The sequence below is a fragment of the Nocardia sp. NPDC050710 genome (assembly GCF_040654375.1).
In the GTDB taxonomy this organism is placed as follows: domain Bacteria; phylum Actinomycetota; class Actinomycetes; order Mycobacteriales; family Mycobacteriaceae; genus Nocardia.
On record NZ_JBFAHV010000022.1, the window covers coordinates 38266 to 53386 of the forward strand.

The following is a 15121-nucleotide window of genomic DNA, read 5'->3' on the forward strand; positions in this document are numbered from 1 at the left end:
GGGGGTTCGTGCGGGCCGCAGGTAAAAGGTGGCCGTCGGTGCGGCCGGGCCCGGTTCAGTGGCAGCGAGGCCGACCGGGACGGTGGTGCGAGTCCGATACTCCTCTTGCTCGACCCGGGCGATGGTGGCTTGCAGTCCGACGACCGTGAGGGAAGTGTCGGCGATGAGGTGTTCGAGCGTCGTCACCAGCTCACGCAGCTGACCGGAATCGACCCGCGGCACCCGGCTCACCCCGCTCTCACTGATTACTGCGGCGGTCAGGTCGTCCAGACACGCTGGATCGCACCGGTATTCGGGCCACCTGACAGTGCCGACGGGCCTGATTCGATTGTCCAGCCGACAGGGCGCGATGCCCAGAGTTGGGTTCCCAACACCGGGAAGCCTCGACAATGGGTCGAGTCGGTTGTGGGAGAGGATTGGTGGGCATGCCGGATCAGTATTTGGATATCGATCCGTCGGTACTGCGTCAGCTGGCCAACCAGCACTTTCAGGTCGCACGCGACACCCGGGAATGGGCAAGGCAGCCCACCGAGTGGCTCAACAGCTTCCCCGACACGTACGGCGATATCGCGGATCCGGTGTACAACGCGCTCAAGAGCTACTACAAAGCCCGCGAAGACGCCGGAAACGCACTGGCCGACGAGCATGACGACACAGGGCGAAATCTGCTCGCCGCGGCTGCCGCCTACGAGGAGGACGATAACGAAATCGGCCGGCAGATACGCGTCGGCGGTAACTTGGTCGAGCACGGGGGACTCGGTGATCCGGGCATGTCCCCGCCGCCGCCCACCACGCCTCCGACCCCTCCGCAGGGCCCGACCGCGCCGATCGGCGAGGTTCCGGGCGGACAACCGCCGACCACGGTACGGCCCGGGCCCGATACCGATACGCCGCCGGTCGTCGGCGCTCCCGGTGGTGGTGGCTCCACCACACCGGTCGGAACGGGAGCCCCCGCGGGGACCGGCATGCCTACCGCGACCGGCATGCCATCGACCGCCGTGCCATTCGGCACCGACGGCACGGGCCCGGCAACAGGCACCGGAGCGGGCAGCGGCGTGACCGCGCCGACGGCGGGCGGTATGCCACCCGCATCGGCGGTGCCGGGTGCGACCATGCCACCGTCGTTCGGCTCCGGCGACGAGCGGACCTCGACCCCGCCTGCGGCAGGATCGTCCTCGGCCGCCGACGTGACGCCGGTGCCGGTGCCCCCATCGTTCGGTGCGGCGGTGGCCGCCGCCAAGGACAAGGAGGCCGAGCCCGCCTACGTCGTCGGCGCGGATGTCGACGAAGACCTGGTGCTCGCCCGCACACTGCTCAGCGCGGTCCTGGCGGCGGCCGACGAGCCGGTTGTCGGCCTCGCCTGGGCGGTGGCGGTGCTTCGCGGACCCGCGGGCACGGGTGTCTTCATCACCTCCAACGAGGGCCGGGGCTGGCTCCCGGCCGGACTGTTCCTGCCACAGCAGGTCTCCACCCCGTGGATTTGGGACGAGCTGCTCGGCGTGGACGGCACCGGATCTCCCTGGGAGGGCGTCTCCGACCCCGCGCGAATCCTCACCGAATTCGCGCTGGCCTGGGGCCCCAAAGCCAATGCCCGGATGTCGGCGCTCGTCTCCTCCGGCCCGATCGATACGGGCCTTCGGGCGCGATTGAGCGATGTGGCGATGGAAGGTCTCGTCGGCCCGGCCTACGAGGTCGACCTGCGGGTGCTCACCCACGACACGACGGATCGTCTCGGGATTGTCGGCTCTCCTTCCGCATTGGAACAGATTGCGGCGGTGCCGGATTCCGCCGTCCGCGCACGCGCGATCGAACTGGCCTCCGACGCGCACGCCCAAGTGGGCCGATCGGTGCCCAGCTCGCCGGAGACGGCCGCGCCGCGGGCCGTACGCGAACGGATCCTCACCGCGATCCAAGCCGGACAACAGGTTCCCCGTGCGCTGTGGGACGAATTGCGCGACGAGAACGACCTGTTGGCCGCATCGATGCTGTCGCGTCGCATCGACGTGGGCCGGGTCGAGCTGGGTGAGTTGCGCGTCGACGAGCAGGGTGCGGGGTTGCGCGCCATGGTCTTCGAGCGCCGCTCCAACGAACTGGTGCTCCTCCTCGAGGGCGAGTCGACCAGGCAGTCCCTGCGCGACGCCATCTACGCCCACGAACAGATCGTGAATCACCCACTGTTCGTGGCGGTTCCGGCCGCAGTCTCGACTACGGAGACCGATCGTGTGGTGCGCCCGACGGCAGGCACCGGAGCCGTCAGTGCGCCCGCTGTCACCGCGGGTCCGCCCAGCGGTGCTGTTGTTGCACCGGTAACGTCGCCGCCGGGTGGACCGCGGAACATCGCGCCGGATCGTCGCTAGCGTGGTCGAAGCAGCCACAACGAGATGTCGCACGTCGGTTCAGTACGCTCGAGCCCGAGTCCGGCAATCGTCGATGGCTGAGCATGACTACGAGCCACCAGGCGAAGCCCCGCCGACCCTCTACCCGCTGTCGTACCAGGGTCAATGGAATCCACTGACGAGAAGCTATGCGGACCCGATGTCACCACCGATCAAAGCCCCGGACTGGTTGAAAGCGCAGCGCGGGCAGGCATACCAACGCGACAGCATCGATGAAGACCGGAAACAGACGCAGCTGGCCCGCAGGGCTGGCGAGAAAGCGAAAGCCGAGCAGGCTGAAAAGGACCGGAAGGCTGCCGGTCTGGATCATGGGTCCTACGCGATCACTCTGCAACCGCCGATTGTTTCGAGTTCCCATGTGCTGACAGCACTGATCAATGCGCCAGGTGCCGGTCTCGCCGCCGGATGTCGTGCCGCGTCGGTCAGATGAGCGTCGATGCCGAATGGAGAAGGGCAGGGTGAACTGCGATGAGTATTGAGGACGAGGAGCGGGCAGGCTACAAAAACGGCAAGCCGATTGCGGACGGAGCCGGTGGGGGCACCCAAGGTGGTCCGACTCCGAAGCCCAGTCCGGCACCGGCACCGACTCCGCAGTCGAAGAAAGAGCCGGAGAAGCCCGCCGATCCGCCGAAACCGTCCCCGAAGCCGACCCTCACCGAATTGAAGCCGGGTGAATCACTCGAGGTGGGTCAGTCGGTCAAGTCGGCGAACGGCAAATACGAACTGACGCGCCAAGCCGACGGCAACGTCGTTGTCAAGGGTCCGAACGGCGTCTCGTGGGCGAGCGGGACCGACGGCAACAAGGTCATGTCGGTCACGTTCAGGCCGGACGGTTCGCTGGATATTTCCGTCGACGCGTACTACTACGCCGACAAAATGTGGGCATCGCAGCCCGGGCAGCGCCCCGCCGTCGCGCTGCGGGTGAATGATGACGGCAGCGTTGTGGCTGTCGACAGTCTGGGCAATCCAACGGCCCGGCTCGCGCCCCCGGACAGCGGTAAGCACTTCCATTTGGTCAATCTGTACCATCCCTACGGCGCTGGGCGTGGCCTGTGGAATTTGATCGATGCCGCCCAGCTGGCATTGCAACTCCAGGTGGATCTATTGGGTAGCGGAAGGCCTTCTGCGGCGCCGGATTTCTCGGATCTGTTGCACGACAAGGGGCTACTGGATACCGCGAACAGCTCCACAATGACGAAGAAATATGATGAAAAGGTCGGCAGCTTCGACGAGGTGAAGGCTGAGCTCCGAAAGCGTCAGAAAGCGATCGAGGCCGCAAAATTCGATACCGAAGGAAAAGTGCAGGGTACGCTCGACGCGGTTACTCATTTGATCGATGAGCTCGATCAAACACTGCGAAAGGCTCCGACGGTGCGCAAGTACGATGAGGAAACCAAACGAATCCTGATTTCAGCCACCATGACCGCTGAAAACGAAGTGAAACTGCAGCAGAGCATCCACGGCACCGTCGAGAAGGTTGAGAAGAAAATCGGGGACGTGCGTGATTTCGCCGAAGGCAAGCGCAACGAAATCGAAGGTGAGAAACCAGGCAAGCCTGGTGGGGAGAAAGGTCGTCCCGGAACCAGTCGAAAACCGGGACCCGGGAGCCCGGGCGGTCCAGGTAATCCTGGAGCTCCCGGTGGTCCCGGCAACCCGGGAAACCCCGGCCCGGGAAACCCCGGTCCCCCCGGAACCGATCCGAACGATCTCCTGCCGGACATCGACCTGAACGGCGACAAGGCGGATCCGGAATTCGGGAAGGTACCACCGGGCGGCGACAAGGGCGATCCGGATTATGGCAAGGACGCGCCGGGTGGCCGTTCGGGTGCCGATCTCAAACAGGCCATTGCCGACTTGGGCGCCTCCATGGCCCGTGACCGCGAGAATGCGGCGAGGCAAGCTGTCGTGCAGAATCCCGCACCCCCTCAGCAGAATGCCGGAAACCCGATGGCGGGGATGCAGAACGCGTTCCTGCCCATGATGCTGTCCGAAATGATGCAGCGCAGGAACCAACCGGATCATGAGCCAGGGCGGGGCAACGATGATCGGAAATCGCGCTCGCGTAAGGAAGATCAACCGGCACAGGCGAATCAGGCCGCAGCCGCACCCGGTCAGCCCGCGGTCCAGGCTGGGGCGAATGCCGGGCAGCCGCCCGCAGGCAACCAGTCCATGGTGGATATGAAGATCAATGACAAGAACCTGGGCGAGATTTCGCAGAAGGCGCCGTCGGCGGTGGCGGAGGCCGTCCACCGGGAGATGAATAATCACAACGGCGCCGATGCGGAGGCGGCCTACCGCGGTACGGCGGGTGAGTCGAAACCGGGTGCCGAGTGGACGCCGGTAACCGAAGGGAAGCTGAACACCGGCGACGTGGTGCAGTGGGGGCACCGATCCGCACTGGTGGTCAGGGTGAACGGGAAGCTGTATGTCATCCTCAATGGAGAGCTCGTGCCGTTCGATTTCGATGTGAATAACCCACCGGATATCGGCAAGGGCCCCTACGGCGATTTCATGGGATATCGCCGTCCTCCGGTTCCCGGTCTCGGGGACCCGGAAGCCCCCGCGCTGACCCCGCCGCCACTGCCACCGGTGGTCGCGCAGGTCTGAGGTCCTCGGGAGAAGAACCAGTGTGACCCTCCAACTCCTTCGGACCGTCACCACCGACGTGCTCGACCCGTTGGTCTCCGGATTGACGAGAGCCGGGGGCGGTATCCACTCGGGGTATGCCCGCTACGGCGGCAGAATGCGCCAGCTGGTCGATTCGGTGGGCGATGCCGACGCAAGGCGGTTCGATACGTTCCCCGGCGAATGGTCGATCGGACAGTTCTCGCCGAGCTATCTGGTGCCGCGCACAGCCGATGCGCCATACCGCCTGGTCGCCAATGGGAACGATCGAGCGCGAATAGCGGACCTATTGACCTATGAAAGAGCCCGAATCGAGGACGTTCCGAGCATCGTCCGCTGCCATGTGCTGGCGACCGATGAGGGTTACCGCGGCCTGCCGGGGGCCACGGGTCCGCACTTGCCGCCGGACAGAGGTTTGGCCAACTTCGTTCTACGCAGCCTGGGACCCCGCAAGCTCCCGTACTGGAAAGAACTTGTGGCCGACGAGAGCAAGACGCTCTTCGTCGCCCGCACGCCTGACGGTGGCGTCGTCGGATTCGTCCATCCGGAATTCAACGACGATGGTTCGGGCTACCTGAACGCCTGGTATGTGCTCCCGGAGTGGCACGATTTGAAGGTCGGCAGTCGCCTGATGCGGTCCGCACTCGACTACCTGGGACCGGTCGATATCCAGTTGCACGTTGCGGTCAGCACCAAGGCCGAGAACATCTACCGGGGGTACGGCTTCGAGGAAATCGATGGCCTGATCCCCACGCCACCACCCCTGGCCGAATACGGCCTCACCGTCCTCTTGCAGGGGTATATCCGACCCGCGGCGGCCTACGAGCCGTGATGATCCTCGGGTGGGTCTAGGCCGATGCGGCCACCGGTGAATTCTGCTGGGGTGCGGCGGCATCCGCGGCCACCGGTTGCGCGGGTGTGCCAGTGGGGCTCGGGGTGGCGGACGCATTGGGATCGCCCGGCGCCGGTGCGGCGGGTGCCGGAGCTTCGTCCTTCTTCGGCTCTTCGCCCTTCTTCTCGTCCTTCTCGTCGTCTTTATCCTTATCGCCGTTCAGCAGTTCCGGCAGCATCTGCATCAGCGGCATCGCCATCATCGGCAACATCCCGAGCATCTGCAATAGGCCGCCGAGTCCGCCATCTCCACCGCCGCCTCCCGCGGGGCTCCCCGAACCGCCCGACCCGGAACCACCCGAGCCCGAACCGCCCGAGCCCGAACCACCGGACCCCGAACCTCCCGACCCGGAATCGCCTTTGCCCCCGCCGCCTTTGCCGCCGTCCGCGATCTCATGATTGCCGGTGAGGACCGTGCCGATCAGCCGATACAGGTGCTCCATCGAGTCGGCGATCGCCCACACCAGCCTCGCCTCGTCCGAGGGTTGCAGCTTCCGGCTGCCGTAGAACGCGAATTCGCAGTTGAGTCTGTCGACTATGCCCTCGATTTCGCGCATGGTGTGGCCGTGTCGGCCCGCGACCACGGCGGAGGCGGCGGCCACCTCGTCGTCCATGCCCGCCAGTGTCGCCTTCTTCGTGTCGATCTTGGCAACGTGCGCAAGGTAATCGGTGATCGCCTGGCCCGACCCGGGATTCTGGTACGGAACCGGTTTCGGCGGCGGGTCCATTTTCGGCGGCGGGATCGTCTTACCGGTACCCAGGCTGAGAACAGCCCTTCGGATCGCGTCATCGGCCAGTTCGATGAGTTTCTTGAGGCCGGGTGAGGCGCCGGGCGGCGGTTTCAGGCGTTTGGCCCAGTGCGGTGTGCCGGGAAGTGGGGGCTGAGGATGCGGAAGCGGATGAGGTCTGTCGGGGTGGGGCGGACGATCTGTCGGGCCCAATCTTCCGACGGGAGGCACCAAGTCCGGCGAGGGCCCCGCAGGTGGGTACTCCCCGGGACGGCTCGGTGGCGGACCCGCCGGACCGACCTGTGGTGGCGGCGCCGGTTGGGTGGGTGAGACGGTCGAACCATCCGGGGGGAGGTACGGCGAGGTGGGTGTCGACGGGTCCGTCGGCATCGGCGAATGGCCCGATCTCAGGTAGATCGGGTCGTCCGCTTGTACCGGTGAGTCCAACGTCGCCGCCCCCGGGAGTGTCGGAAGCAATGTCGCGCCCGAGACCGAACTGTCCGCCCCGTCTGTAGCCATGCGTCGATACCACCTCTCAGAAGATCACCCTCATTGTCATGGCTTCTCGTCGGTGGGAAGCGGGTTTGTGCGGTGATCGGCGCCATTGCCGCATAGTCGACAGCAAACCCACTACGGGACGGTATGGGACTCGAACGGGCGGCACGACGGGTGCGCCGGACCTGAGAGGTGATGGGTGATGTACGACGGGAAGTCGGTCGAATGGCGCCGGCGCTGACGGGTGCGCTGGACGGGGTTCTGCAATCACTGCTCGGGCTCTACGGTGCGGGCCAACCGAATTCGAACCAGTCCGGATCGCTCACCCAGTCGACCGTCGCCGAATTGCGCGGTCAGATCGGTACCGGGTACACCGGCGCCCACGATGGGCGGGCGAAGGTCGTCGAATCGCATACCGCCAAGGAAGGGACGGTCGGCACCGCCGTCACCGCCTCCAGCGACGGCACCGTCATCGGCCGCAACAAGATCAACGGCCACATCGCCGACCTACAGGCCCGCCTTCAGGCGCTGACCGCCATCGGCGATTCCCGGTTCGCCGGTCCGGCGATGCTCAACGCCGCGCAAACCTCCTTGGCCAACGCCACCAAACAGGTCAACACCGATATTGCGGCGACTCGCGAGCGCGCGGCGCAGATCATGCCGCCGACAACCCCGCAACCGGTCCGCGGCACGCTGCGCAGTAATCCACGCCGACGGCCGAGACGTCGTATCGGCTCCGGTGGTCGCAGTGGTCGCAGCGGTCGCGGCCCGTTGCGCTCCGATCGAACCGCCGGTGGCAGGGCCGTGAACGCGGCAAGCGCGTGGCTCGGCGCACCCTACATCTGGGGCGGCGGCGGTGCGGGTGGTCCCAGCGGCGGCGGCTTCGATTGCTCCGGATTGACCCAGTACGCGATCGCCCAGGCCACCAATGGTGAAGTCGTGCTGCCGCGCACGACCTACGACCAGATCCATAGCGGAATACGCGTGCATCCCAACGATGTTCAGCCCGGTGACCTCGTCTTCCCGGCCAGCTCCTTCAGTAGCCCCGGCGTCCCGGAGCATGTGCAATTGGCGGTCGGCAACGGCATGGTCATCGAGGCCCCCTACTCGGGTTCGCACGTCAAATACTCACCCATGACCAGCAATGCCGTTGTCGTTCGCGTGCTCTGATCCGTGGCCATCGAAATCCCGAGCGAGGTCGCGCTCTTCCTGAACTACATCGGCATTCCGTACCCGGATATCAACGAAGACGATGTGCGCGCGCTGGCCCAGCAGGTGAACACCTTCGCCGTGAATGTGGCACAGACGCACGAATCGGCCACGGGCGCGATCAAAGATATGGGTTCGGTCTACTCGGGCTACTCCTATGAGGCGCTGGTGACTTCGTGGGCGTCCATGAGCGCCACCCACATGGCCGATCTGGACCGCGCTTGCAAATTCGTCGCCAAGGCCTTGGATATCGCCGCCGACGTGATCGTCGTGGTCAAGGTCGCGGTCCTGGCCGAACTCGCCGCGCTCGCGGCCGCCTTCCTGGCCATGTGGGTCAGCCCCGCGGCGGCGCTGACCCTACGGCCGATCCTCACCGCGGCCGCACGCAAGATGTGCTCGGCGATGGAGGAGACGCTGATCGCCTATATCGCCGCCGAGGTGATCGGCAAGGCGATCGAACCGCTGGAAGAGACCATCGATCGGATGATCAATCGGGTCGCCTACAACGCGGCCCGCGATGCGCTGGGAGTACCTACCGCGCCGGACAGCTCACCCTCGATCCCGCTGCGCATCGAACCCGACGAGGTGCTGCGGTACGCCGATGTCCTCGACAAGCTCGCCGACGACATTCTGGAACACGCGAAGACATTCGCCGATAATGTATCGCGGCTCGACTTCACCACCCGCGACCCGCTCGAGCTGCCGGGGGCGCCGGAGCTGCCGGGCACCCCGACCATGCTCCCCGGTGCACCTCGCGTCGACACCTATCCCGATACTCGGACGCCGCGGCACAACCAGCCGGACTCGCCGCCGGGCACGGTACCCGGATCGCGAATACCGGACGTACCCCGCGGCGACGGTGTACCCCGCGGCGACGGTGCTAAGGCAAGAGCGGCAGACACATTCGACGAACGCAAACCCACCGCCCCCTGGCAGCGCGGCCCGTCCGGGTCCGGCGCACCGCAGCAATCCGGCTCCGGCGGAGCCGAGGCCACCGACCCGGGACGGGGTTTGCCCGGCTCGACCGATCCGGGCACCGCGGCATCGGGGAAATCGTCGAGTCGCGCCGTCACCGATTCGGCGTCGGGCCCGGACGCGAGTCCATCGAGCAGGCCGGACAATACGATCACGTCAGGCCGAACGGACAGTCCGCCCCACGCCGCTTCGCGAATCGTCGGACCCGATATTCGTGATCTCGAATCAGGCCACGCCCCAGCGACATTCGGTGGCAGTACCGACAGTATCGGCCAACCCGCGACGGACCGAACACCATCCGCCGATCGGTCGGCCAACTCCGCTGAACCGGCGGGCGTCGGGAACGGCGCACCGTCGACCGCGCAGACCCCGCGCAACGCGTCACCGGCCACGCCGTGGGGCCGATCCGAACGAGCGGGTAAACGCGGCCGCCCCGCGAAGTCGGCGTCACGCAAACCTTCCCGACCGAACGTCGATGCCTCCGCGAACCGCAAGCCGACGGAAACACCGTGGTCGAAGACCACCCCGAACGTGACCCCGGAACCCGCGCCAAAGGTTTTCGCGCCCACCGCGGCGGGCCACGCACCGCGCTCGGATCGGCATACCGAGCGAACTCGAGAAGAAACAGACCACGAAAACCGAACTGCAGGAGCGGAATCAGTGGTAGTGGCGCCCCCTCACGTCGCGACCGCTACCCCTCCTGGTGCCGACAGCAACGATGTGGACGCGCCGAAACACCCCGTCGGCTCGGACGAGTCCCCATCCGGAATACGATCGGGACGGTAGGCGATCAGTGGGATCCTGGTACTGACTCCACACGGTGCCGATCGACTCGCACAGAACGATCTGGCGGAGTACTTCGAATTGGCTCCGGACCGCGCGGATGTCGACCCGCGGATCCCGCTCGAGGGAACGATCTCGTTCCACCAGGTCCACGGGAACCGGATGCTGATATTCCAATTCCGCTACCGATCACGCGTACTCAGGTCGATCGTCGTACGCGAGAACGACTGATGCCACGTACCCGATAGCGTCATCCTGTCCCCGGGGCCGATGGTGCGGGCGCGTCGGCCGGTGCCGGAGGAGATCGTCCCGGGGATTCGATGACCTCCCAGTCCCGGCCCGTATCGTCGGAGGCGACCTCGAGTACGGAATTGTCGCGATCCGCCGGAAGCCGGACCTGGTTCCTGGCCGCGTGGACATCTCCCCCGAAGCCGTTGGCGTGCACGACTGTAGCTACCTGGCGAGCCGCCGGACCTTTGGCCGCGCTGCACGACAACAGCACAAGGGGCGCGGTGGCGTCGGTCCCGGCCGCTTGCTGGAAGTATCTGTTGGAGCTCAGGATATGACCATAGGTAGCTCCATCCACGTGCACCGTTCTCCACCGCCACGGTCCCGTTCGAACCCTTATCCGGAACGCGTATCCACCCGAGCCGTGAGCGACGGCGTAAACCGGCGGTTGATCGGTTGTGTCGCGGGACCAGTTGGCTTGCAGCCGCCGGGGCCATCCCCATTTCGGATGGGTCGTCCGATAGTAATGGTCGCCTTCTCTGTTCTTCGCGCGTGCCCAGCGCAGGGATCCACCGATATCGCCGAACCTCGAAGGGAAAATCGGTCCGAGTATGTTTCCGCTGCGATCCCGCATCGGAATACTCAGCACATCGTCCGGAGTGAACTGTCGATACGCCAGGTCATCACCGCGTCCGGTCAATAGCGGACCGGTGCTATCCGCATCGGCTCGTGTCAACTGCCGAGCGCCGGCACGTACGTAATTCGATGTCTCCGTGTAGGTCAACCGCGTCGCGTCGGACATGAGATGTGCGCAGGCTTTCAGGCGGGTGGCGACACCCCGGAGCGTGGCGGCTAGCACGGCTCCTGCGCCATTGTCCGGTACTGCAATGAACTCGTGACGAGGCGCATGGGCACCCGGCCGTGCGGGTTGAGGAAGATGTCGACCCCGGGTTGGACGACGTCGGGAAGCGCGCGGCCTACTAGTGGCCACCATCGCGGCGCGTCGATACCTTGCTTCTGTACCGCGGCGGTGGCGACGAGAACGCAGGCGACGCCATCCGGCGCCACGTCAACGATCGGATTGTCCTGAACGTCGCATGCGATCTCGACGACGGAATCGCTCAGCGTGCGGATCAGTTCGTCACCGAGTGCCGCGCCGTCGCGGATGAGACACAACACCGCATCGGTCGGGTCGGTCGGCGTCGATTCGCTGGAAGGTACGTAGTCCGGGTTCGGTTCGAATGGACCGGTCCCGCGATTCTGCTCCACTTGCCAACCACCCACGATCGCACTGTCGGGCGGCGGTGACGACGGTGTCGGCGGGGTGAACCCGGGGTCCACCAGAAGTATCCAGTCGCCTTGGCGAAACGTCCCTGGCATCGGTTCCACCACCATCGGCCCCTCACAGCTCAACCAGCGACATCCGGCACAGGTGGGTTGTCGTACTGATGTCGTCGCCGATGTGCAGTGTGATCACTCGGCGGGCTGATGCGTCGGCGCAGTATTCCCATTGTTGGGAATACTGTCATCGGTGCGTCATGGCCGCGGATCGTCTCGCCGCCGCACGGCTGCGCAACTTTCCCGTCTCACGGGCAGGCGGGCCGGTCCTCGCGCGAGTGGGCGGGTTTGATGAGGTCCTCGGCGGGGGACTATCTGGACGGTGCGCGATGCGGATCTGGGGCGCAGGACCTGAACGTCTTATCTCGGGGAAGTCTGGATGCTTGTCGGGCCACGACGATGTCCGGGGATCACCCCTGGCGGCGGCCGTTGTCCAGGCGGCCGCCGCCCGTGGGGGTTGAGTCATCAGGATGAGGGGGCTGACGACCCGATGTCGACAATAGACCAGATTAACGAGCCATGCAATAGCGTGCACGTAAACAGCGGCACATGAAGGAAGGTTCGGTAGATCTCGGCGTGAATCGCGCCCGTCTGACTCGAAACTGCCTGCAAGACGGGCGCAAGATGGTCGTCACCGCGCCACTATGCCGTTGTTCGACGTCACGATGAATGGCGGCATATGATTACGATCATTCCCAAAGCTGGGGACAAGGTTGGCTGGTGCTGAACAGCGACTGTCTATCGCCCCACGGGCGAGATCGGTGAAGGGAAGGCCGAGTGTCAGCAGCCGAGGACGCGTTCTACACGGGTGTGCAAAGTCTGGGACTTGTCGCCGGGGGCGTGCGAAACGAAGAGCACGCCGGGGCGGCGTTCCGGGCGGCGACCGATCTCGATCCGGATATGTGCGATGCGTGGCTCGGGCGCGCGATGGCCGGTGAGGTGACCGGTGAGGTGATCTACGGGGCCTACCGATCGGCGCACAACCTCTATCGGGATCAGCAGCGCGCCGGGCTCGCGGACCGTGCGCTGTGGTGCCAGGTCGAGATCGGGATGTACGGACTTCGGGTGGCCATGGCCGATCGAGATCAGATCGCCATCGCACAGGCCTGCTCGTATGCCTCGGCGGGTGAATGGCAGGAAGCCGCGGCGATTCTCGATGAGGTGCCGAGAGACGACGTCGCGGAGTTCGTGCGGATGTCGCTGTTCTACCGAACCGAGCGCTGGACCGATGTGCTCAGCGCCCGGACCGCCAAGCCCTCGCTGGAGGACGGTCTGCTCGATATCGCGGCCGAGCTCATGGCGGCTCAATCATTGGCGCAGCTGGGCCGTTTCGGCGAGGCTCTGCCCAGGGCGCAGCGGATTGTCGAGGATAGTTCGGCGGGGAATCTGTCCTACATCTGGGCCGACGCGCACTTCCTGCTCGGAATGGTGTTGCGGCACAACGGTGATCACGATGCCGCCGAGCGGGTACTCAAGACGCTGCCGGGCTCGGGGCTCTGGTCCGAGCGGCCCGAGTGGCAGAAGGCGTTGCGGGACAAGTCTTATCGCTTCGAGGTCGCCACACCCGAGGTCATTTCCTCGCGCACCGACAAATGGGATCCCAAATCCGGTGACGATCCGGCCGAGGTCGCGGCCACGGCCGCGCGCGCCGAACGAGAGGTGTTGCTGGCGGAGGCATCCGACCTGCTACAGGCCCAGATCGGCATGGATTCGGTCAAGGAGCAGGTCGACCGGCTGAAGTCGGGCGTGCTGATGGACCAGGTGCGCGCCAAGCGCGGACTCGCGGTGGACTCCCGGTCCCAGCACCTGATCTTCTCGGGCCCGCCCGGCACCGGTAAGACCACCATCGCCCGGGTCATCGCCAAGATCTTCGCGGGGCTCGGTGTGGTCGAGAACTCCGATGTCATCGAGGTTTCGCGCAACGATATGGTCGGCACCCACCTGGGTCACACCGCGCCGAAGACCAATGCGCTGATCGACTCGGCGCTGGGCGGGGTGCTGTTCATCGACGAGGCATACACCCTGATCCAGGAGGGTCTGTCCGGCGGTGATGCCTTCGGTAAGGAGGCCGTCGACACCCTGCTGGCGCGTATGGAGAACGACCGCGACAAGCTGGTCGTGATCATCGCCGGATACGAGGACCAGATCGACCGCTTCCTGGCCTCCAATGACGGTCTTGCCTCCCGCTTCACCAAGCGGATCCGGTTCTCCAGCTACGAGGCCGACGAATTGGTGCAGATCGCCGATCACATTGCGCGCAAGAAGGATTCGAAACTCTCCGAGCAGGCGCTCGAGATCCTGCGGGAACGATGCGAGAAATTGGCGGGGGAGACCCGCAATGGCAGGCGGCTGATCGACCTCGCGGGTAACGGCCGTTTCATCCGCAATGTGGTGGAGGCCGCTGAATCCGAGCGCGATTACCGGTTCACCCGGGAGAACGCCGACGTGGCCTCGATGACCGACGACGAGCTGATGACCGTCGACGCCTTCGATATTGCCGCCGCGCTGGCGGGTTTGGCGCCTACCGCGGCCAGATAGCGGGTCAGGGGTGCAGTGTTCCGTACCGTGACCAACGGCGGATCTCTCCCGGCCAGTTCTGGCCGGTGATCATGCCGCGCGTCTGAATCTCGTCGAGTCGGCTCAGCGTTCCGTCGATCGCCGCCGGGCTGAGCCTCAGATCTTCGAGGGCGGCCCGCAGGGTGGCCGGGTCCAGCGCGTGGACGCTGTCGAGCACGCTGTCGTCGAGTCGGTGACCCTGGTACGCCTTGACGAAATCGGAACGGATGCCGAAGTCCGGGTCGGGAGCCTCGGGAAAGCAGAACCCTGAGCTGCTGAACCGATCCTCGGCCGCACGGTCCGTAGATCAAGGCGGTCGGCGGCACCAGATCGAAACCGAGCAATTGGGCGAGTCGATAAGCCGCGACTTCCCGCTTGGCGAGTTCGCCCGGCTTCGCCGGGATGCCGATACGCCGATGGCGTTCGCCTTCGCGCAGGTGGTACACCGAGTGCGGCAGTCCGTTCACCCGTCGCGGGTGTTGTCGGTACCTTGGGGTTAGCTCGGGCCTCTCCAGCAGACGGTTCCGCATTTCCGCCTCGCCGGGACTCGGCCAATAGCGCATCGAGACCCGCGCGCGGTCGACAGTCTCGGAGAGGCTGATTCCGCGAGTCGCGTTGATCTCACCGGCACAGTCGAGATCGGCGACGGCTGTCCGATGCGCTACGCCGCGCAGGTGGCCGGCCGTGCCTCCGAGCTCGTACCGGAAGGCGTCGCGATAACCTTCGATTGCCGCGAGTGCCTGCTTCGAGGCGGCGACCAGCGTTCGCCCGATATCGAAGGTCACGGGCCCTGTTGTACCTCCGGCGGCGCGGCGGATTCTCCCAGAATTCCCGTGGTTGGGAATAGATCCGGGGTGTGGATGCGATCGCGGCGGCTAGATTTCTGCCCCAGGTCGG

At 65.6% G+C, this 15121-nt stretch carries 10 protein-coding genes; 7 read left to right on the forward strand and 3 right to left on the reverse strand.

The genetic code is table 11. The features are described from left to right. Positions 1–425 precede the first annotated feature (425 nt). The 4 genes from AB0H61_RS29695 to AB0H61_RS29710 all read left to right on the forward strand — a co-directional run bounded on the left by AB0H61_RS29695 (position 426) and on the right by AB0H61_RS29710 (position 5853). Positions 426–2357 (forward strand): type VII secretion target, encoded by a 1932-nt coding sequence (locus tag AB0H61_RS29695; RefSeq protein WP_357310860.1) that lies wholly within the window; start codon positions 426–428, stop codon positions 2355–2357. A gap of 73 nt (positions 2358–2430) precedes the next feature. Further along, positions 2431–2826 (forward strand): hypothetical protein, encoded by a 396-nt coding sequence (locus AB0H61_RS29700; RefSeq protein WP_357310862.1) that lies wholly within the window; start codon positions 2431–2433, stop codon positions 2824–2826. A gap of 38 nt (positions 2827–2864) precedes the next feature. Then, complete coding sequence (locus AB0H61_RS29705) at positions 2865–5003, forward strand: hypothetical protein (protein WP_357310864.1); 2139 nt, start codon at positions 2865–2867, stop codon at positions 5001–5003. A gap of 22 nt (positions 5004–5025) precedes the next feature. Then, positions 5026–5853 carry a GNAT family N-acetyltransferase gene (locus tag AB0H61_RS29710; protein ID WP_357310866.1) on the forward strand — a complete coding sequence of 276 codons (828 nt, stop codon included), beginning with the start codon at positions 5026–5028 and terminating at the stop codon, positions 5851–5853. Positions 5854–5869: 16 nt separating this feature from the next. Here the strand turns inward: AB0H61_RS29710 and AB0H61_RS29715 are convergent, their stop codons facing one another. Continuing rightward, positions 5870–6640: a hypothetical protein gene (locus AB0H61_RS29715; protein WP_357310868.1), complete on the reverse strand. Its 771-nt coding sequence runs from the start codon at positions 6638–6640 to the stop codon at positions 5870–5872. A gap of 720 nt (positions 6641–7360) precedes the next feature. Here AB0H61_RS29715 and AB0H61_RS29720 point away from each other — a divergent pair. After that, positions 7361–8305: an NlpC/P60 family protein gene (locus AB0H61_RS29720; RefSeq protein ID WP_357310870.1), complete on the forward strand. Its 945-nt coding sequence runs from the start codon at positions 7361–7363 to the stop codon at positions 8303–8305. 3 nt (positions 8306–8308) lie between these two features. Then, complete coding sequence (locus tag AB0H61_RS29725; RefSeq protein WP_357310872.1) at positions 8309–10105, forward strand: hypothetical protein; 1797 nt, start codon at positions 8309–8311, stop codon at positions 10103–10105. 1077 nt (positions 10106–11182) lie between these two features. On the opposite strand, the gene AB0H61_RS29730 is transcribed toward AB0H61_RS29725, so the two are convergent. After that, positions 11183–11725 carry a type VII secretion system-associated protein gene (locus tag AB0H61_RS29730; RefSeq protein WP_357310874.1) on the reverse strand — a complete coding sequence of 181 codons (543 nt, stop codon included), beginning with the start codon at positions 11723–11725 and terminating at the stop codon, positions 11183–11185. A gap of 720 nt (positions 11726–12445) precedes the next feature. Here AB0H61_RS29730 and eccA point away from each other — a divergent pair. Next, positions 12446–14206, forward strand: coding sequence for a type VII secretion AAA-ATPase EccA (eccA, locus tag AB0H61_RS29735; RefSeq protein ID WP_357310876.1), 1761 nt, complete (start codon positions 12446–12448; stop codon positions 14204–14206). Between the two features lie 4 nt (positions 14207–14210). On the opposite strand, the gene AB0H61_RS29740 is transcribed toward eccA, so the two are convergent. Further along, positions 14211–14402, reverse strand: coding sequence for a hypothetical protein (locus AB0H61_RS29740; protein WP_357310878.1), 192 nt, complete (start codon positions 14400–14402; stop codon positions 14211–14213). Positions 14403–15121: the final 719 nt, after the last annotated feature.